20 protein-coding genes are annotated in these 19,295 nt (G+C 41.1%); 8 read left to right on the top strand and 12 right to left on the bottom strand.

Annotation, left to right across the window (positions count from 1 at the left end):
- Positions 1–79: 79 nt before the first annotated feature.
- Complete coding sequence (locus PSF67_RS09010; RefSeq protein ID WP_272676800.1) at positions 80–2,113, bottom strand: M13 family metallopeptidase; 2,034 nt, start codon at positions 2,111–2,113, stop codon at positions 80–82.
- Positions 2,114–2,428: 315 nt separating this feature from the next.
- Here PSF67_RS09010 and cysB point away from each other — a divergent pair, with 315 nt between their 5' ends.
- From cysB to PSF67_RS08995, 3 genes are all read left to right on the top strand, one after another.
- A complete protein-coding gene (cysB, locus tag PSF67_RS09005; RefSeq protein ID WP_102138618.1) occupies positions 2,429–3,403 on the top strand; it encodes an HTH-type transcriptional regulator CysB in 975 nt (324 codons plus the stop codon).
- Between the two features lie 278 nt (positions 3,404–3,681).
- Positions 3,682–6,354 carry an aconitate hydratase AcnA gene (gene acnA, locus PSF67_RS09000; protein ID WP_206276067.1) on the top strand — a complete coding sequence of 891 codons (2,673 nt, stop codon included), beginning with the start codon at positions 3,682–3,684 and terminating at the stop codon, positions 6,352–6,354.
- A gap of 296 nt (positions 6,355–6,650) precedes the next feature.
- Positions 6,651–7,094 carry a hypothetical protein gene (locus PSF67_RS08995; protein WP_272676799.1) on the top strand — a complete coding sequence of 148 codons (444 nt, stop codon included), beginning with the start codon at positions 6,651–6,653 and terminating at the stop codon, positions 7,092–7,094.
- Between the two features lie 110 nt (positions 7,095–7,204).
- On the opposite strand, the gene hemB is transcribed toward PSF67_RS08995, so the two are convergent.
- A complete protein-coding gene (gene hemB, locus PSF67_RS08990) occupies positions 7,205–8,182 on the bottom strand; it encodes a porphobilinogen synthase (RefSeq protein WP_102138615.1) in 978 nt (325 codons plus the stop codon).
- Between the two features lie 189 nt (positions 8,183–8,371).
- Positions 8,372–8,968, bottom strand: a complete 597-nt coding sequence (gene ribA / locus PSF67_RS08985) for a GTP cyclohydrolase II (protein ID WP_102138729.1) — start codon at positions 8,966–8,968, stop codon at positions 8,372–8,374.
- A gap of 213 nt (positions 8,969–9,181) precedes the next feature.
- Here ribA and PSF67_RS08980 point away from each other — a divergent pair, with 213 nt between their 5' ends.
- The 5 genes from PSF67_RS08980 (at position 9,182) to yciH (ending at position 12,640) form a co-directional block, all read left to right on the top strand.
- Entirely contained in the window at positions 9,182–9,904 is a 723-nt protein-coding gene (locus PSF67_RS08980) for a phosphatase PAP2 family protein (RefSeq protein WP_206276066.1), read from the top strand.
- 145 nt (positions 9,905–10,049) lie between these two features.
- Positions 10,050–10,367 (top strand): LapA family protein, encoded by a 318-nt coding sequence (locus PSF67_RS08975; RefSeq protein WP_102138613.1) that lies wholly within the window; start codon positions 10,050–10,052, stop codon positions 10,365–10,367.
- Between the two features lie 6 nt (positions 10,368–10,373).
- Positions 10,374–11,546, top strand: a complete 1,173-nt coding sequence (lapB, locus tag PSF67_RS08970; RefSeq protein ID WP_102138612.1) for a lipopolysaccharide assembly protein LapB — start codon at positions 10,374–10,376, stop codon at positions 11,544–11,546.
- Positions 11,547–11,591: 45 nt separating this feature from the next.
- Positions 11,592–12,317 (top strand): orotidine-5'-phosphate decarboxylase, encoded by a 726-nt coding sequence (gene pyrF, locus PSF67_RS08965; protein WP_195697145.1) that lies wholly within the window; start codon positions 11,592–11,594, stop codon positions 12,315–12,317.
- Entirely contained in the window at positions 12,314–12,640 is a 327-nt protein-coding gene (gene yciH, locus PSF67_RS08960; RefSeq protein WP_102138610.1) for a stress response translation initiation inhibitor YciH, read from the top strand. Before pyrF ends, yciH begins: the two co-directional genes overlap by 4 nt.
- A 67-nt stretch (positions 12,641–12,707) precedes the next feature.
- Here the strand turns inward: yciH and nadS are convergent, their stop codons facing one another.
- The 9 genes from nadS to PSF67_RS08915 form a co-directional block, all read right to left on the bottom strand.
- A complete protein-coding gene (nadS, locus tag PSF67_RS08955; protein WP_102138609.1) occupies positions 12,708–12,992 on the bottom strand; it encodes a NadS family protein in 285 nt (94 codons plus the stop codon).
- 1 nt (position 12,993) lies between these two features.
- The gene (locus PSF67_RS08950) at positions 12,994–13,326 is read right to left on the bottom strand and encodes a type II toxin-antitoxin system RelE/ParE family toxin (protein ID WP_102138728.1); all 333 of its coding nucleotides are present in this window, start codon (positions 13,324–13,326) and stop codon (positions 12,994–12,996) included.
- A gap of 151 nt (positions 13,327–13,477) precedes the next feature.
- Positions 13,478–13,696 (bottom strand): osmotically-inducible lipoprotein OsmB, encoded by a 219-nt coding sequence (gene osmB, locus PSF67_RS08945; protein ID WP_272676798.1) that lies wholly within the window; start codon positions 13,694–13,696, stop codon positions 13,478–13,480.
- A gap of 202 nt (positions 13,697–13,898) precedes the next feature.
- Positions 13,899–15,842 carry an exoribonuclease II gene (locus PSF67_RS08940; protein ID WP_102138607.1) on the bottom strand — a complete coding sequence of 648 codons (1,944 nt, stop codon included), beginning with the start codon at positions 15,840–15,842 and terminating at the stop codon, positions 13,899–13,901.
- Positions 15,843–15,980: 138 nt separating this feature from the next.
- Positions 15,981–16,622: an endonuclease III gene (nth, locus tag PSF67_RS08935; RefSeq protein WP_102138606.1), complete on the bottom strand. Its 642-nt coding sequence runs from the start codon at positions 16,620–16,622 to the stop codon at positions 15,981–15,983.
- A gap of 19 nt (positions 16,623–16,641) precedes the next feature.
- Positions 16,642–17,358, bottom strand: a complete 717-nt coding sequence (locus tag PSF67_RS08930; RefSeq protein WP_102138605.1) for an electron transport complex subunit E — start codon at positions 17,356–17,358, stop codon at positions 16,642–16,644.
- Entirely contained in the window at positions 17,358–17,987 is a 630-nt protein-coding gene (rsxG, locus tag PSF67_RS08925) for an electron transport complex subunit RsxG (protein WP_102138604.1), read from the bottom strand. The genes PSF67_RS08930 and rsxG overlap by 1 nt, the downstream gene beginning before the upstream one ends.
- A 10-nt stretch (positions 17,988–17,997) precedes the next feature.
- Entirely contained in the window at positions 17,998–19,083 is a 1,086-nt protein-coding gene (gene rsxD, locus PSF67_RS08920; protein WP_272676797.1) for an electron transport complex subunit RsxD, read from the bottom strand.
- A gap of 11 nt (positions 19,084–19,094) precedes the next feature.
- Positions 19,095–19,295: hypothetical protein (locus tag PSF67_RS08915; protein WP_272676796.1), on the bottom strand; the 201-nt coding region annotated here is incomplete at its 5' end.

Here is a 19,295-nt window from a genome sequence, read left to right as displayed (position 1 = left end):
TTTATGTATGCTCTAGGGTTTAGCGCCACTTGCTGCCTAGCTATGAAGGGCCCAGAAAATAATCTGAGCTTTTGTTATATTACCAAATACGAATACGTTGCTCTGGCGCCAAATACAGAGCGCTATTTTTATCGACACCGAATGTTTGGTACCAATCATCAATATTGCGTACTACACCATTAGCACGGAATTGGTTAGGACTATGAGGGTCAGTCATAATCTTATTACGTTCAGATTCTTTATTTGACAGTTCTTGCCATGTACGAGCCCAAGCGATGAAGAAACGTTGTAACCCAGTTGTTCCGTCAATAATTGGGGCCTCACCATTTGGATAGTTTTCTTTGGCGAATTGTTTATAAGCACTCAAGGCAATATTTAACCCACCGAGGTCACCGATATTTTCCCCTAATGTAAGCTCGCCATTTACATTTAAACCATCAACAGTAAATGCGTTATATTGATCAACAAGCTTAGCGGTCTTTTCTTTAAAGTGAGTTTTGGCGCTCTCACTCCACCAGTTACGTAATTGCCCAGTACCGTCATATAGACTACCTTGGTCGTCAAAACCATGGCCCATTTCGTGGCCGATTACGGCACCTATTGCACCATAGTTATAGGCAGGGTCAACATTAGGGTCAAAGAAAGGGGCTTGCAAAATAGCAGCAGGGAATACAATTTCGTTTTGAACTGGGTTGAAATAGGCATTGACTGTTTGTGGCGTCATTCCCCATTCCCATTGACGAACAGGTTGGCCAATTTTGCCAATCATATCATCATATGACCAAGCTAGAACTTGCTTATAATTCTCTAATAATGAATCGGGCTTGAGGTTAATCGAACTAAAGTCATTCCATTGGTCGGGATAACCCACTTTAACCGTAAATTGTTCCAATTTTCTAAGGGCTTCTTGGCGAGTGGGCTCATCCATCCAGTCATTGACTTTTAAGCGTGAATTAAATGTTCCTCTCACATAACTGACCAAATCTTTAATTTTTTCTTTTGCTTGTGGGTCGAAATATTGTTCGACGTAAATTTGCCCTAAAGGCTCACCTTGGAGTGAGTTAACGGTTTGCAACGCACGTTCTTGGCGGGTGCGTTGCTTTTCAATACCATTAAGTTTCTTCGAGTAAAAATCAAACTGCGCATCTGCGATGGTTTGGTTTAAATAACGTGCATGTTCACTAATGTACTGAAAGGTTAAGTAATCTTTTAATGTTGAAACTGGGGTATCTGCAAAAATCTTTGCGGTTTGTTCCACTGCGCTGTCGGTTTCAACGATCACTTTCTCAAGTTGTTTATCAGTTAACTTGCGGCTAGTAATAAAGCTATTCCAATCAAAACCTTGAGTATGGTTTTTCATTTCAGCTAAGCTCATCGCGTGGTAGTTTTTGATCGTGTCACGGCGGGCCTCAGGGCTCCAATGTACAGTTGCAATTGCTTTTTCCAAATCAAAAATTTTCTGTGCTTTTTGTGTGACATCTTTTTCACCGGCTAGCTCTAGCATGGTAGCGATATAAGCGATATAACTTTTTCGAATATCTTCCATTTGCGGTGTGTTATCGAGGTAATAAGTACGGTTAGGTAGCCCTAAACCGCCTTGGCCGATATAAAGTACATAGGTATCAGGTGCTTTGGCATCTAAGTCTACCCAGTAGGAAATCAGCGATTTATAGTCGGGTTGTGTCATTAATTTGCTAATATCATTATGGTTTTTAGCTTTAGAAATGGCATCTAAATCGGATTTTATTGGGGTAATTCCAGCTTGCTCAATAGCTTTTTCATTCAGGTAACTGAGGTATAAATTTCGAATATTTCGTTGATTATGCGTGAGCTTGTTTTCAGGGATCTGCTGTAGTTGGTCAATAATCGATTGAATTTGTTTTTCTGTGTTTAAATATAATTCCACAAAAGAGTTAATGCGTGGCATACCAGTAGGGATTTGTGCTTTATTTATCCAATCGTCATTAACATAACGATAAAAATCATTTCCGGGTTCAATTGCATCAGACAAAACAATTTTTTGTTGTCCATAACTGACTTCTTTCGCCAATAGCGTAGGGGCAAAAGAAATAGTTGACATACCAATTAATAAAGCCAAAACATTCAAACGCATGTAACCACCTCTCTTCGTTGAGAATTACGATATCCACTCCAATACGTTAAACCTTGCAGTAAGGGTCTTGCAAAATTCATTTCACTTATTGAAGCACATAATGAAATAAAGTTAATCCGTCTTTGCAGAATCTTACTGCTTTTCATCGTTGTGGATAGCACTTAGATGAAATTTTATCATCATACTGTTTATTCTTATGATAATGATGTTATATTTGTTATATCAAATTAGTCCATTATAACTTTTGATTATATCTAATATTCTTTAGCTATAGATAGCAAAAGCACACTATCCATGTATGAGGTAGACTGAAATATGAAATTGCAGCAATTACGTTATATTGTTGAAGTGGTTAACCATGACTTGAATGTCTCCTCAACTGCTGAGGGGCTTTTTACATCGCAGCCCGGTATCAGTAAACAAGTGCGGATGCTTGAGGATGAGCTGGGGATCCAAATTTTTGCACGTAGCGGTAAGCACTTAACGCATGTTACCCCTGCAGGGGAAGAAGTCGTGCGGATCTCTCGCGAAGTGTTATCAAAAATAGAAGCGATCCGCTCGGTTGCTGGGGAACATACTTATCCAGATAGAGGCAGCTTGAGTATTGCCACGACACATACACAAGCTCGCTATGCTTTGCCTCCAACCATCAAAGGTTTTATTGAGCGTTATCCACATGTCTCATTGCACATGCAGCAAGGCTCACCAACGCAAATCGCTGAGGAAGTTTGCAAAGGTAACAGTGATTTTGCGATAGCAACCGAAGCATTACACCTTTATAACGATTTGATTATGTTGCCATGCTACCATTGGAATCGCTGTGTGGTTGTGCAAAAAGACCATCCACTTGCGGAGAAAAAAAATGTCACTATTGAGGATATTGCTGAATATCAAATTGTAACCTATACCCATGGGTTTACTGGTCGTTCAGAATTAGATGTGGCATTTCAGAAAATTGGTCTTGAGCCTAAAATTATTTTTACCGCAACCGATGCAGACGTGATCAAAACCTACGTTAGATTAGGCCTAGGGATTGGTATTATTGCGAGTATGGCGGTTGATCCTGTTAGTGATAGCGATTTAGTTGTAATTGATATGCGTGATAAGTTCAGCTATAGCACAACTAAGATCGGTTTTAAGCGTACCAGTTTCTTACGTAGTTATATGTATGATTTTATGTGGCGCTTCGCACCGCATCTAACGCGTGATGTGGTCGATAAAGCGGTTGCTATTCGTAACAATGACGAAATTGAAGAATTTTTTAAAGATATGAAACTGCCTATTATTTAATTTCTTTATATTTTTGCATTGTCTTAATTTGTAAGAAGGAACCCTAGTGATCGTATTTCTAGGGTTTTTATTATTAATACCTAGCTGGTGTTCTCGGTTTTTTTCTGACTTATTTCCCTTCTTATCTTAAATTTCCTATTATTAATAGAGATAAATTCAATATTTGGCACAAAATCTATAAATCAAATCTCTAGAGCAACTATGATTACAATTGGTTAACAAAAAATAATAGTGGTAAATACACATATTGCCATAGTCATAAAAACCAAGGAGGAGTTATGTCGTTGAGTCTAAAAACAACGAGTGCCTCGACACTCAATGTTGGAAACAAGCAGTATAATTACTTCAGTTTAGCGCTTGCTGAAAAAAAGCTCGGTGAGGGGACGAAGTTACCTAAGTCATTAAAAGTCTTACTCGAAAACCTATTACGTCATATTGATGGGAGCTCAGTTGTCGAACAAGATTTACAAGCCATCATTGACTGGCAAAAAAACGCGCATGCAGATAGGGAAATTGCTTATCGCCCCGCGCGTGTTCTCATGCAAGATTTTACCGGAGTTCCGGCGGTTGTTGACCTTGCTGCGATGCGTGAAGCGGTTAAATCACTGGGCGGTAATGTTGAGCAAGTGAACCCGTTGTCTCCCGTTGATTTAGTGATTGACCACTCTGTTATGGTGGATGAGTTTGCCACGCAATCTGCTTTTGATGATAACGTTGAAATTGAAATGGCGCGTAACCATGAACGTTATTTATTTCTACGTTGGGGGCAAAAAGCATTTAACCGTTTTCAAGTGGTGCCACCGGGTACCGGTATTTGTCACCAAGTTAATTTAGAATACCTAGGTAAGGCGGTATGGCATGAAGAAATTGACGGTAAATTATATGCTTACCCGGATACCTTAGTTGGGACAGACTCCCATACAACCATGATCAACGGGCTCGGTGTACTAGGATGGGGTGTCGGTGGTATCGAAGCTGAAGCCGCGATGTTAGGCCAACCGGTTTCAATGCTGATCCCTGATGTTGTTGGTTTTAAATTAACAGGGAAATTATCCGAAGGGATAACGGCAACCGACCTTGTATTAACCGTGACACAAATGCTACGTCAACATGGTGTAGTGGGTAAATTTGTTGAATTTTATGGTGACGGCTTGGCCGATTTGCCATTAGCAGACCGAGCAACAATTGCGAATATGTCTCCTGAATATGGCGCAACGTGTGGCTTTTTCCCTGTTGATGAAGTAACACTGGCTTATATGCGTTTAACTGGGCGCAGTGATGATGAAATTGCGCTGGTGGAAGCTTATAGTAAAGAGCAGGGTTTATGGCGTTATGCAGGTGATGAACCGATTTTTACCAGTACACTTGAGTTAGACATGTCAACGGTGGAGTCCAGCTTAGCAGGGCCTAAACGTCCACAAGACAGAGTTGAACTCAGCCAAGTACCAAAAGCATTTCGCGGTGCAGTCGAGTTAGAAGTTAACAAGAAAACCCCATCAAGCTATCCTTCCGTTAAATATCAAAATAAAACCTTTGAGTTAACCGATGGCGCAGTCGTTATTGCAGCAATTACATCTTGTACAAATACGTCGAACCCAAGTGTATTAATGGCAGCGGGGCTATTAGCAAAAAAAGCTGTTGAAAAAGGGTTAGTTCGCCAGCCATGGGTTAAATCTTCATTGGCACCGGGCTCTAAAGTGGTTACTGATTATCTTGCCGTTGCGGGCTTAACGCCGTATTTAGATAAGCTTGGATTTAACCTTGTTGGGTATGGATGTACAACCTGTATAGGTAACTCAGGGCCATTACCAGAACCAATAGAAGAAGCGATTAAACAAGTAGATCTTACTGTTGGTGCCGTGCTGTCAGGTAACCGTAACTTTGAGGGGCGAATTCACCCACTGGTGAAAACCAACTGGTTAGCATCACCGCCACTTGTGGTTGCCTATGCGCTGGCAGGTAATATGAATATCAACTTGAAAACCGATCCGATTGGTGTCGATAAATCAGGTAACGATGTTTACTTGAAAGATATTTGGCCATCGAGTGCTGAAATTGCGCAAGCTGTACAGCAAGTTAAAACAGATATGTTCCGTAAGGAATATAATGCGGTTTTTGAAGGTGATGACGCTTGGAGAGCATTAAAAGTTGAAAGTTCTTCCACTTATTCTTGGCAAGAAGACTCAACCTATATTCGCCATCCACCTTTCTTCGAGGGGATGAAAGTCCAGCCAGCACCGGTCAACGATATTCATGGTGCAAATATTTTAGCGATCCTCGGCGACTCGGTAACTACTGACCATATTTCTCCTGCGGGGAATATCAAAAAAGAGAGCCCTGCTGGGCGATATCTGCAAGAGCACGGTGTTGCTGTCGCAGATTTCAACTCTTATGGTTCGCGTCGTGGTAACCATGAAGTGATGATGCGGGGGACATTTGCAAACATTCGTATTCGTAATGAAATGGTGCCCGGTGTTGAAGGGGGCTATACCTTACATATACCGACTGGCAAACAAATGGCGATTTATGATGCGGCAATGTTGTATCAACAAGAAAATCGCCCACTGGCCATAATCGCAGGTAAAGAATACGGTTCAGGTTCTAGCCGAGATTGGGCTGCGAAAGGCACGAATTTATTAGGTGTGAGAGTCGTTATTACTGAATCATATGAGCGTATCCACCGTTCTAATTTGATTGGCATGGGGGTTATACCTCTAGAATTCAAAGATGGGGTATCTCGCAAAACGCTCGGGTTAAAAGGTGATGAACGTATTGATGTCACAGGGTTACAATCAATTACCCCAGGGCAGGATATCACAGTGAGGATCACTTATGGCAATGGTGATATAAAGGAAGTTATAACTCGCTGTCGTATTGATACGTCAACTGAGATGGATTATTACCGTCATGGTGGTATTTTGCATTATGTGATAAGGCAGATGCTACATTAATCATTAAACCGTAATAGCTAAACGCCTGTATGATTGTATCCTACGGGCGTTTTTGTTTTTTAATATTTAATCTTATTTATCAATCTTGTTTTTTCTCAATATTTTTGATGGCAATCTACGTTATGGTGTTAAATAGACGGTAAATTAAAGGAGAAAATAGTCGCAACTAGGCTAAATGAAAATAGGGTGAAGTTCGCCATAAATAAGTTTCTTTGTGCAAAATAATTGAATGTAATAGCTTGAGTACAGGTCACCATGTGACTGAGCTTATCGAAAACACTATAAAGGAAATGAGTATGGCAGATATCAATGAAACCGATTTCTATAAAGGGGCATTGTGGGCAGCAGATATCTTATTAACCACATCCCATTTTGATGGTGCGAACGAAGAGGTTCGTGACATTTTGGAGCACATACCTAACTTATATTCTATTGTGATGAGAACACCTGAAACGGAAGTTCATGATTTGCGTCTATATGCAGATAAAGAATTTCCATTGGGCTTAAATGCAGATTACACCACCATTACTATTGCACCATTACAAGACTACTTTGATATTTTGCCAATGCCAGATCAAAACCCTGAAAGTATTACAGTTGAAGTTGATTACTGGGGAGTGGTTGCAACGACATCTGCGGGTAAACAAGATTTATTAATTGCCGGTTTGGCAACGGCAGAACAGGCGAAGCATTATGCCCAAACTTTAACTCAACAACTTGAATTGCAAAGAGTAAAATAGCCATTTGGTTATAAGTAAGGCAGTTTAAGTATTATTATTCACCAAAAATGGCAAAAAACCGCACCACTGTGATTATATATAGTGGTGCGGTTTTCTTTAACGGAAAGAGGTTATAACGCGTTGGCTTCGGCTAATTGTAAAGCAAAATAAGTGAAAATGAGGTCAGCCCCTGCGCGTTTGATTGATCCGAGTGTTTCAAGAGCCACACGCGTTTCATCAATTGCACCCGCTTGAGCAGCAAATTTAATTTGCGCATATTCGCCACTGACTTGATAAGCACCGATAGGTAATTGAGTATGTTCGCGTAAATCACGAATAATATCCAAATAGGCTCCCGCAGGTTTTATCATCAATGCGTCAGCACCTTCACGTTCATCAATTAATGACTCATGGAGTGCTTCACGGCGGTTCATTGGGTTCATCTGATACGTTTTTCTATCCCCTTTAAGACATGAACCCGCTGCATCTCGGAATGGGCCATACAGCGCTGAAGCAAATTTTGTGGAGTAAGACATAATTGCGGTGTCTGTAAAACCAGCTTCATCAAGTGCATGGCGAATTGCCGCTACCTGACCATCCATTGCGGCAGAAGGGGCAATAAAATCAGCACCTGCGCGTGCAGCGGCAACCGCTTGTAAACCTAGGTTATGGATGGTTGCATCGTTATCAACGAGATGGCCGTGCATGACTCCACAGTGGCCATGGGAGGTGTATTCACAAAAACAGGTGTCAGACATCACTATCATTTCAGGAACGGTTTCTTTACAGATACGTGACATACGTGCCACTAAACCATTTTCTTGCCATGCATCACTACCATTATCATCAAGATGATGGGAGACCCCAAAGGTCATCACTGATTTTATTCCTGCATTTGCGATACGCTCAATTTCATAAGCAAGACGTTTTTCAGGAATACGCATAACACCCGGCATGCTATTGATTGGCATATAGTCGTCGAGCTCTTCTTCAACAAAAATTGGCAAGCAAAGGTCATTAACGGAAAGATGTGTTTCTTGGAATAAAGTGCGGAGTTTTTCAGTTTTACGCAATCTTCTCATGCGTTGAATGGAATGCAGGTTGTTCACAGTATCTCCTGGTAGTATGCGGAATAAGCCTCAATAATTCAGTTTATTCGTCAGGGTAATCAGATGGCTAACAGTATAAACCTTATGGAAAGAAAGTGAATATAGTAGCCAATAAATGACACACTTTGAGAGGTTATTATGAAATAGGAGAAACAAAGGGAAGAGCAGAACACTCTTCCTTTGGTGAGATCACTGGTGCTTAAATAGCATGTGCCCCATTTTTTCTGCTTTAACGTCAAGATAATGTTCATTACTTGGGTTGCGGCCGACAATCAGTGGAACACGCTCTACAACGTTAATTCCTGCTTCACGCATGATGTCGATTTTTTTCGGGTTATTCGTCAATAAGCGAACTTCATTAATCCCCAATAACTTATACATATCAGAGCATAAGGTAAAATCACGCTCATCGGCTTTAAATCCGAGTTTGATGTTGGCTTCAACCGTATCGAGGCCTTGATCTTGTAATGCATAAGCGCGAATTTTATTCAGCAAGCCAATGTTTCGGCCTTCTTGACGATGATAAAGTAATACTCCTCGGCCTTCTTTACTAATCTGAGAGAGCGCGGCTTCTAATTGAAAACCACAATCGCAGCGTAGACTAAATAACGCATCTCCGGTTAAACATTCGGAGTGGATCCGGCTGAGAACCGGTGTATTTCCAGAGATATCGCCAAAAATTAACGCTACATGATCACGACCGGTTGCGATTTCTTCAAAACCCACCATTAAAAATTCACCAAAAGGTGTTGGGAGCTTTGCTTCAGCAACGCGTTTTAGCTGCATATTTTCTTTCATTAGTTAAAGTAACTCTTGCTTAATTAATAACGTTTATCGATATAAAGTAGCTTAACTATATTACATCGATGCTATATGACGTTTAGCATATAGAGGTTGGTATTCTTTGCACACGACCAACACTGTATTACTATAACAGAGTTAATAATGTGTGAATGTAATATTTATATATTTAATAGAACTTTACTTGGAATAAATTGAATGAAAAAAACTGTTTTGGTCGTTTGTGCTTTTGCATTGTTATTAATGACACCGCCCATGTTGATGATAATCACAGGCTGGCATTGGTCACCAGAAACCCAGTTTAACTCAATGAAATGGCTTCTTTGGCTGACAGACACTGCGGGAGCGCCTTACAGTGTTTTAACGGCTCTGTTATTTCTAGGGGCGGTTGCATTTGTTTTTCGTTCAAAAAAGAAACAGCGACTAAAAATTCTGTTTGTTCTTATCTGCGTTGTATTACTGCAACAAGGTTTGAAGAGCGCATTGAAAAGCACATTTAAAGAGCCGCGCCCTTATGTAGAATGGCTGGCAACCGAATATCAAATTCCTTCATCAGATTTTTATGAGTTAAAACGTAGTATACGAGCGAAATTAATTAAAGACACAGTTAAACAAGATGAAAATGTACCTAAATGGCAGCGTAAGCATTGGCAAGCAGAAACAGGGTATTCTTTTCCTTCTGGTCATATGCTATTTGCAGCTGGCTGGGCATTGTTTTTAATCGCGCTCTTTTGGCAACAACGTTTATATGTGTTATCGATAGGGCTTGCTATTTGGGCTGAGGGTATTGCATTTAGCCGTATGCTGTTGGGCATGCATTGGCCTATTGATATAATTACTTCCGTGATCATCAGTGCCTGTTTTACCATATTTGGTTATTATATTTTGCGGACATGGGGGGTATTTAACAAAGCCGATTAATCTTTCATCAAGTTAACCATTATTAGAGGGGATATAGCTTAAATCTCTCATTGTATAAAATAAATTGCTTTGTCTGAATGCGCTGGAAATGCTACCTTAACAGGTAGATATTATTGGATGAATAGAACTGATAACGGGAATAAATGTGAAATATTTTCTGATTTTATTACTAGCGGTCGCTTTTTTTATTATTTCGATTACGCTAGGTTCAAGCAATGATCAGGTTATTACATTTAACTACCTGATTGCAAAAGGGGATTTTTCATTATCAACCCTTCTTGCATCACTTTTTGGTGTCGGTTTTGTGCTAGGTTGGCTAGTCTGTGCTGCGTTTTATTTACGGGTCATTGTTAGCCTGAAAAATGCACGTCGTAAAATTAGACGTTTAGAATCACAATTAGGTGCTGGAGAAAATAATATTTCCGAATCAACCTCATTAGTGACGACTCAGAACAAGGAATAATCCTGTATGTTCGAGTTGCTGTTTCTGCTGCTACCGGTTGCTGCTGCTTACGGTTGGTATATGGGGCGCAGAAGTGCTCAACAAGATAAGCAACAACATGCGAATCGCTTGTCTCGTGATTATGTGACAGGCGTTAACTTTCTATTATCTAATCAACAAGATAAAGCTGTCGATTTGTTCCTCGACATGCTAAAAAATGAAGACAGCTCCGCCTTTGAGGCTCATCTCACTTTGGGAAATCTATTTCGCTCTCGAGGTGAAGTTGAACGTGCCATCCGTATTCACCAATCGCTGGTGGAAAGTGCCGCTTTATCATTTGAACAACGTTTATTAGCAACTCAACAACTTGGTCGAGATTATATGGCTGCAGGCGTTTATGACCGTGCAGAAAATATGTTCCAGCAATTAACGGATGAAGTTGATTTCAAACAAAGTGCTTTACAATCCCTATTAAATATTTACCAACTAACCAGTGACTGGACTAAAGCCATTGAAACAGCAGGTAAACTGGTTAAATCAGGGCATCCAGAACTACGAGAGCAAATTGCCCATTTTTATTGCGAATTAGCGACCCAACAACTCGCGAGTGATGATCTTGAAGATGCTCTGACATTGTTAAATAAAGCAGAACAAGCCGATAACCACTGTGCTCGGGTTTCAATTATGAAGGGGCGGTTATTTATCGAACAAGGTAATTACGATAAAGCGATTCATGTTCTAAAACAAGTCTATGAACAAGATAGAGAGCTAGTCGCTGAAACATTACCTTTACTGTTTGATTGCTACCAACATACCGGCCAAGCAGATGAATGGGAAGATTACCTACGTCAGTGTGTTGCAGGTAATTCAGGGGCTATCGCAGAACTTTATTTAGCTGATATTATTGTTGAAAAACAAAACCATGAAGCAGCTGCAAATTATATTAACGACCAAATTCAACGCCATCCTACCATGCGTTTATTCTATCGTTTAATGGACTACCATCTTGAAGAAGCCGAAGATGGAAGGGCAAAAGAAAGTTTGATTTTGCTTCGTAAAATGGTAGGAGAACAAATTCGTACAAAACCCGATTATCGTTGCCATAAATGTGGGTTTACATCGCGTGCATTATATTGGCATTGCCCATCTTGTCGCTCTTGGGACACAATTAAGCCTATTCGCGGGCTGGATGGACAGTGACAGCGTCACCTTCTTAAATAATAACGACTCTTTAAAGGCTAAGAAATGATTTCCTCAACTGAGAACCACACACATTCGCCAATTATTGTGGCACTTGATTATGAAGATGCTAATGAGGCTTTGGCTTTTGTGGATCGCATTGACCCACGTGATTGTCGCTTAAAAGTAGGCAAAGAAATGTTTACTTTTAATGGTCCTCAATTTGTTAAGTCACTCCATGAGCGTGGTTTCGATATTTTCTTAGATTTGAAATTCCATGATATTCCTAATACTGTCGCCCGTGCGGTTGCGGCTGCGGCTGAAATGGGGGTTTGGATGGTTAATGTTCACGCTGGTGGAGGTGCTCGTATGATGGAAGCTGCACGTCAATCACTTGAACATTATGGCAAAGATGCACCATTACTTACCGCAGTAACCGTATTAACGAGTATGGATGAGTCTGATCTTATCGGTATTGGGATTAATGCTTCACCGGCAGATCATGCCGAGCGTTTAGCCTTATTAACTAAGCAATGTGGGTTAGACGGTGTTGTTTGCTCAGCCCATGAAGCACAACGCTTAAAGCAGCTATGTGGTGCGGATTTCAAATTAGTTACCCCAGGCATTCGCCCTACGGGGAGTGATGTTGGGGACCAACGACGTATCATGACACCACAAGATGCAGTAAAAGCGGGTGTCGATTATATGGTGATTGGTCGTCCAATTACACGCAGTGAAAACCCAACAGCCACATTACAACAAATCAATCAATCTATTGAAGGTTTGCTATGAGTGATTCAAATAGTCGTCTTGTTTACAGTACTGAGACAGGGCGTATTGCTGAAGATAAGCCCAAAGTTGAAAGACCTAAAGGCGATGGTATTGTGCGAATTCGCCGTGAGACTTCAGGCCGTAAAGGAAAAGGGGTTTGTGTTGTAACTGGTCTTGACCTTGAAGACAGCGAATTGTCTAAACTAGCGGCTGATCTTAAAAAGAAATGTGGTTGTGGCGGTGCAGTCAAAGACGGTAATGTTGAAATTCAAGGTGATAAACGTGATGTTATCAAACAGTACCTTGAGGCGAAAGGTTTTCAAGTTAAGCTAGCTGGTGGCTGATTGACTTGAGAGTTTTTTATCATGAGTGGCTATTAGAGAGCCACTCATTTGATAAAGATTGAAATGATTAAATTTCTGCTAATTCAGCAAACAAAGCCGGATTACGCTTAATGGCGATGAGTATTTTAGCCGCTAACCCTGTTGGGTTTCGTCGTTTAAGCTCCCAACTTTTAATGGTATCGATGCTCGTGCCTAGTGCATGGGCTAATTCGCTTTGTGAAACATTCAGTTGTTCTCGAATAGCTTTGACATCAGTAATTTCGTAACGAGTAACATTAGCGGCTTTTTGATGACCTTGTTTTATTTCAACAGCTTCTTCTAAAGAGGCTTTTAATTCGTTGAATATACTCATTTTACACCTCATTTTTTAGTAATTTCGTTAGTTTCTTTAATTCTGCTTTTTCTAAGTCACTTAGCGTGTCTTTGACATTTTTTGGGTAAGCCATTATAAAATAAATAATTTCTGCTGTAGCTAGGAAGTAAATAACGCGTACACTTGCACTTTTCCCTTTATTACCTGTTGCCATCCTAATTTTACGTAGCCCACCTGTTCCTTGGATGATATCGCCTTTATCTGGCCATGCGATAAGTTCATTTTGTAATATCCTAAGTTCTTCTTGTGTGGCGATAGATTGGATTTGTTTGGTAAAAAAGCTGGTTTCAATAAATTCAATTGCGTGACTCACAGGGTTCCCTCCCTTTGTATTAATCACAAGTGTACTTTGTACACTTTTTGGCGTCAATAGTTTAATCGATTATCGGATATGAAAAATAGAATAGCGTTCATGAGGAACGCTATTCTAGATTAAGGGGAGCGGCTATAGGAGATGATGAGATTTATTTGCCTACTTGGTGGCCAATTATTCCACCAATAGCAGCTCCGCCAACGGTAGCTATAGAGCTCCCGCCAGTCAGTACCGCGCCACCAACAGCACCTACACCGGCACCAATCGCTGTGTTTTTATCGCGCTTAGACATATTTGAACAGGCACTGACACTGATAGCGACAGTGGCTACCACCACAAATGATAAAATACGTTTGTTTACTGTGTTCATTTTATTGACCCTTAGTGCAGATTTAACAGTTAATAAAATATCACGATAGGTAAATTTACGAATAAGAATAATCAGGAAAAAATATGGGAAAACGCCTGCAGTTTAACGCTTAACCGAATTTGAGGTTGAAAAATAACAGACAGAGGAATAAAAGACCATAGGTATCAAAAACTATGGTCTTTTAAGAGTAGCACAAAAGTTATTATTCGGCAGGTCTAGCGACGATATTACGTGTTTCCATGCGAACTTCATTAATGGTGACATTGATAATATCATTAAGCTGATAAGCGATTTCACCTTTCACAAGAACATTACCTGTTTCTTGGCTACATTGGATTTCATCACGAACGCTATGAATGAAGGGGGCGGGAACAAATGCGACAGCTCCATTGTCGACTAAACGGACTCGTACTCCACCACGGGTGATATCAATAATTTCAGCTGGGAATTTTGTATCCGTACCTTCAAAAGGTTTTAAGTAACGAGAGTAGAGCCAATCACCAACATCGCGTTCAGCCATACGGTTTGCACGGCGGCGTTCTGCTAATTTGATTGATAACTCTTCGGAAGGTTTATCCGCGGAAGGTTTACCCGCAATAATCGACTTAATTAAACGGTGATTGACGATATCTGTGTATTTACGGATTGGTGAAGTCCATGTCGCATAAGCATCAAACCCTAAACCAAAATGCGGGCCAGGATCAGCTTTGACTTCTGCAAACGTTTGGTAGCGACGAATACGGCTATCAAGGAATTGAGTTGGCTGAGCATCTAATTGGCGACGTAGTTGACGGAAGCCTTCTAGTGTTAATAGCGATTCTGCCGTTGTTTCAATGCCATTGTCTTTTAGTGTTTGAACAACTTGGTCAATTTGCAGAGGTTCAAACCCCATATGTACATTAAATACGCCAAACCCTAGCTTTTCTTTTAGTACCGCTGCAGCACAGAGGTTAGAAGTAATCATCGCTTCTTCAACAATGCGATTAGAACTGCGGCGACGTTCGGTCACGATATCAACCACATTTCCGCTATCATCTAATACAAAGCGGTAATCAGGGCGATCTTTGAACACGAGTGCATTGTTTTCACGCCATTGCAAACGCCTATCAGCCATTTCTTTAAGCAGTAAAATTTGTTGCTTATCAATATCATTTTCTGGCTGCCAACTACCTGTATTTTCAAGCCAATCAGAGACTTCGTCATAAACTAATTTAGTTTTTGATTCAACCCAAGCACTGAAAAATTCAATGTTATCATCAATGCGTCCATCTTCTTTGATGAGTGCAATGCAGACTAAAGCAGGGCGACGTTCATTTGGGCGCAAAGAGCATAGGTCATCTGACAATTTGCGCGGTAACATTGGAATATTAAAACCAGGCAAATAGTTGGTATATCCACGGGCTAAAGCCAGTTTATCTAGCTCGCTTCCTTCTGGGATATAGCTTGTTGGGTCAGCAATAGCGATATACAGTTTTAAGTCACCGTTATCGATTCTTTCGACATAGAGTGCGTCATCCATATCTTCAGTGCTAGCGCTGTCAATCGTCGTAAAGTGTAAGTGAGTTAAATCAACGCGTTCAATGCCTTGGTCATCTCGTTCGCTATCAACCATTTGAGGCTCATCACGGTCTAATTGGTGACGGCGTAACGTTACCCACCATGGGGCAAAATGGTCGTCACCATCGGTGATAAACTCAGTAATTTCAGCGTAGAAAGTTTTATCACCTTTTAATGGGTGGCGACGCATTTGTGCAACCACCCAATCATCTTGCTTAAATTCATGAGTAATGCCATTGACTGGGCGGCAAGAAATCATGTCCTTAAGTAAGGGATGGTCAGGGATCACAAATAAGCGGTTATCATTTTCTTTTTTTTGTATTTTCCCAACAAACCTGTCTAAGAAAGGTTCTACCAGTTCTTCTGGCTCTGCGAATTCACGGTCTTTATCTGTATGAACAGCAGCGACAACACGGTCACCGTGCATGACTTTTTTCATTTGAGGCGGTGGAATAAAATAACTTTTTTGGCCATCAACTTCGAGAAAGCCAAAGCCTTTTTCAGTGCTTTTCACCAGCCCTTCGACGCGTGGAGTCTGGGCATGTAATGTTTGTTTTAGTTGCGCGAGCAGTGGGTTGTCTTGGAACATACTTACCGTTTTATTGATGTTGGGTTTGGCTCTATTGTTACGTAAGACAAAGTCTTAGAGCAAGGAAAAAATGCGTTACAGACTAGATTCTTTATTAAAAATATCGATTATCTGTAACCTATAAAAATAGTACCGTGGTTAATCTTCTGGATAAATTTTTTCTTTAAATTCGCATAAATCTTCGATAATACAAGAGCCACAGCGAGGTTTGCGGGCAATACAAGTATAACGTCCATGCAAAATAAACCAATGGTGACAATCGACTTTAAACTCTGCTGGTACAACTTTAAGGAGTTTTTCTTCAACTTCAACGACATTCTTACCAGGGGCAAAGTTAGTGCGGTTACAGACACGGAAAATATGCGTGTCAACCGCGATAGTCGGCCAGCCAAATGCGGTATTAAGAACCACATTTGCCGTCTTGCGACCGACACCCGGTAAAGCCTCTAAGGCCTCTCGGTTTTCAGGAACTTGGCTGTTGTGTTTTTCAATCAAAATTTGGCAGGTTTTATAGACACTTTCAGCCTTGGTATTAAATAAGCCAATGGTTTTAATGTACTCTTTTATCCCATCTACACCGAGCGCCATAATAGTTTCAGGCGTATTAGCAACTGGGTAGAGCTTTGCTGTCGCTTTATTGACGCTCACATCAGTGGCTTGAGCTGATAATAAAACGGCGATTAACAGCTCAAAGGGGGAGTTAAACTCTAACTCCGTTGTCGGGTGTGGGTTGTTATCCCGTAGACGAGTTAGAATTTCAATGCGTTTTGATTTATTCATTGCTCACAAAATATCACTGTTAAGAAATATGGCTGCCGCAACCTTGCTGTTTTTCATATTCACGTTCGGGTTGGATACCGGATTGTCGTGCGGCTCTTTTTTTCATTTTTTCATCAATTAAATACTTCGCTGCTAAGAGTAGCGCGAGGCCAATAAAGGCACCAGGTGGTAGCATAGCGAGTAAAAATGGCGAATCAAGGTGTAACACTTCAATACGAAGAGAGGTGGCCCAAGACCCTAGAAGTAAGTCAGCACCATCAAATAAGGTCCCATTTCCTAAAATCTCACGAATTGAACCTAAAACAAGCAAGGTCGCCGTTGCACCTAAGCCCATGGCAAACCCATCAAGGGCTGATAGCCCAACAGGATTACGAGAAGCGTAGGCTTCTGCGCGTCCAATAACAATACAGTTGGTGACGATTAGCGGAATAAAGATCCCAAGAGATTCATATAAACCAAAAGCATATGCATTGATTAACATTTGTACTGCGCTGACAACAGACGCAATAATCATCACATAAATAGGGATTCGAATTTCCGAAGGAACCCACCTGCGTAAAGCAGAAACGGTAACATTAGTACAAACTAAGACTAATGTTGTCGCTAAGCCTAGCCCTAATGCGTTTGTTGCTGTCGATGAAACAGCAAGAAGAGGGCAAAGCCCTAATAATTGAACTAATGCAGAGTTGTTTTTCCACAAACCTTGCATTAATAAGTCTTTAGATGAATCGCTCATTATTCGTCCCCACAGCGTGGATAATTCGATAATTGTTGTGGAATTTGTTGCATAAATACAGCGGTACGCTTAGTCGCGTTGACGACTGCTCTGGGTGTAATTGTTGCGCCAGTAAACTGATCAAATTCACCTCCATCTTTTTTAACGGCCCATTTAGGGTCATTGTCAGAGGTTATTTTTTTACCACTAAAATAGGTGATCCAATCAGATATTCGAGTCTCAATCTTGTCACCAAGCCCAGGGGTTTCATGATGTTCTGTTACGCGAGTACCTAGTACGGTACCGTGAAAATCGGTTCCAACTAATAGATGTATAGCCCCAGAGTAGCCGTCTAGTGCTGTTGTTTCTAATGCAGCAGCAACAGGTTCGCCATTTTTACGGGCGAGATACAAACGTCTAGGTTGTTTATTACCCAGTATGGCCTCATTAGTGACCAAATAACACTCTTTTGCGAGGTCGTTATCGTATAAATCACTTGGTATTACTTGGTCGAGTAGTTTTTTCTGAACAATAGCTGCTTGCTCAGCAATAGTCCCTTTCGTTAACGTGTATACAGCAGCACTAAGCGCAGTGGTTCCTGCTGCAAAGATGGCTAACGTTACCCCATGGCGTCTCATCGTGTTCAACATACGGTTATCCTTACTTATGTCCATGACCGTACGCACGAGGCTGCGTATAGTAATCAATTAATGGGACGGTAATATTGGCGAGTAACACGGCAAAGGCGACAGCGTCAGGGTAACCACCGTATACACGGATCACCCAAACAAGGAAACCGATAATCACACCAAAAATAATCCGCCCCTTAGGCGTCGTCGATGCAGTGACAGGATCAGTAGCAATAAAAAACGCCCCTAGCATAGTGGCGCCAGACAACAGATGAACCCATGGTGATGCATGTTGGCTATCATCAACTAAGTAGCTAACAATAGTTAAGACCGCTAATGTACCTAAGAATGATACAGGAATATGCCAACTAATAATTCGGCGCTGTAATAAGAACAAACCACCGACTAAATAGCCAATATTCACCCATTGCCAACCAATACCCGCTAAGGAACCTTGTAAAATAGGTTGCTGTAAAACCTCATAAATAGAGTGAGTCAGTAGCCCTGTTTTAAAACTATCAAGCGGGGTCGCTTGGCTCATGCCATCAATTCCCGTTCGTAGCTGTTCGAGGGTGATCCCTGTTGGCGTATGGCCACTGAGTATGATTGATAGGCTATCAAGTGCTGAAATCGACATACTCTGTAATTCATGCGGGGGTAGCCAGTTTGTCATATGAACTGGGAATGATATTAGCAAAACAACATAACCCACCATCGCGGGGTTAAAAGGGTTTTGCCCTAATCCACCATAACATTGCTTAGCAATGGTAATAGCAAAAAATGTCCCTAATACGATCATCCACCAAGGTGAGAGCGGAGGTAGGCTGATAGCTAATAATAGTGCGGTCACAATGGCTGAATTATCTTTTAGCACAGGAACTACAGGTTGCCGGCGTAAACGAATAGAAACCGCTTCTGTGATAACGGCTGTTAGCATCGCTAAAATAATTTGGTATAAGGTGCCAACGCCAAAGAAATAAACTTGAGCAGCAATACCGGGTATTGCGGCTAAAAGTACCCAAAGCATGACTAAACTGGTGCTTTGTTTGTTATGAGTAAATGGCGCGCTAGCAATTTTTAAACGGCGATTTTTCGCATCAATTGGCCTAAATTTCATCTCGTTATCACTTACTCTGTAGTCGTTTGTTCATGTTGTTTTTGTGCTTGTTTGGCTTTTACCCGCGCTATTGCTGCGGCAACGGCAATTTTCCGAGGATCGGTTTCCTCTTCAATGGGTTGTTCAGCTGCTGGGGTGAGCTCTTCTTGTGCAAGTTGTTCCGCTTGCGCCGCTTTTTTGGCTTTCGCACGCGCAATGGCGGCCGCAACAGC

Source organism: Providencia sp. PROV076, assembly GCF_028483405.1.
In the GTDB taxonomy this organism is placed as follows: Bacteria; Pseudomonadota; Gammaproteobacteria; order Enterobacterales; family Enterobacteriaceae; genus Providencia; species Providencia huaxiensis.
The sequence above is the reverse complement of the archived record's forward strand: the minus strand, read 5'-3'. Positions and strand labels throughout refer to the sequence as shown.

Coding starts and splice junctions, on each gene's coding strand:
- PSF67_RS09010 (WP_272676800.1), bottom strand. CDS start 2,113: ATGCGTTTGAATGTTTTGGCTTTATTAATTGGTATGTCAACTATTTCT.
- cysB (WP_102138618.1), top strand. CDS start 2,429: ATGAAATTGCAGCAATTACGTTATATTGTTGAAGTGGTTAACCATGAC.
- acnA (WP_206276067.1), top strand. CDS start 3,682: ATGTCGTTGAGTCTAAAAACAACGAGTGCCTCGACACTCAATGTTGGA.
- PSF67_RS08995 (WP_272676799.1), top strand. CDS start 6,651: ATGGCAGATATCAATGAAACCGATTTCTATAAAGGGGCATTGTGGGCA.
- ribA (WP_102138729.1), bottom strand. CDS start 8,968: ATGCAGCTAAAACGCGTTGCTGAAGCAAAGCTCCCAACACCTTTTGGT.
- PSF67_RS08980 (WP_206276066.1), top strand. CDS start 9,182: ATGAAAAAAACTGTTTTGGTCGTTTGTGCTTTTGCATTGTTATTAATG.
- lapB (WP_102138612.1), top strand. CDS start 10,374: ATGTTCGAGTTGCTGTTTCTGCTGCTACCGGTTGCTGCTGCTTACGGT.
- pyrF (WP_195697145.1), top strand. CDS start 11,592: ATGATTTCCTCAACTGAGAACCACACACATTCGCCAATTATTGTGGCA.
- yciH (WP_102138610.1), top strand. CDS start 12,314: ATGAGTGATTCAAATAGTCGTCTTGTTTACAGTACTGAGACAGGGCGT.
- nadS (WP_102138609.1), bottom strand. CDS start 12,992: ATGAGTATATTCAACGAATTAAAAGCCTCTTTAGAAGAAGCTGTTGAA.
- osmB (WP_272676798.1), bottom strand. CDS start 13,696: ATGAACACAGTAAACAAACGTATTTTATCATTTGTGGTGGTAGCCACT.
- PSF67_RS08940 (WP_102138607.1), bottom strand. CDS start 15,842: ATGTTCCAAGACAACCCACTGCTCGCGCAACTAAAACAAACATTACAT.
- nth (WP_102138606.1), bottom strand. CDS start 16,622: ATGAATAAATCAAAACGCATTGAAATTCTAACTCGTCTACGGGATAAC.
- PSF67_RS08930 (WP_102138605.1), bottom strand. CDS start 17,358: ATGAGCGATTCATCTAAAGACTTATTAATGCAAGGTTTGTGGAAAAAC.
- rsxG (WP_102138604.1), bottom strand. CDS start 17,987: ATGTTGAACACGATGAGACGCCATGGGGTAACGTTAGCCATCTTTGCA.
- rsxD (WP_272676797.1), bottom strand. CDS start 19,083: ATGAAATTTAGGCCAATTGATGCGAAAAATCGCCGTTTAAAAATTGCT.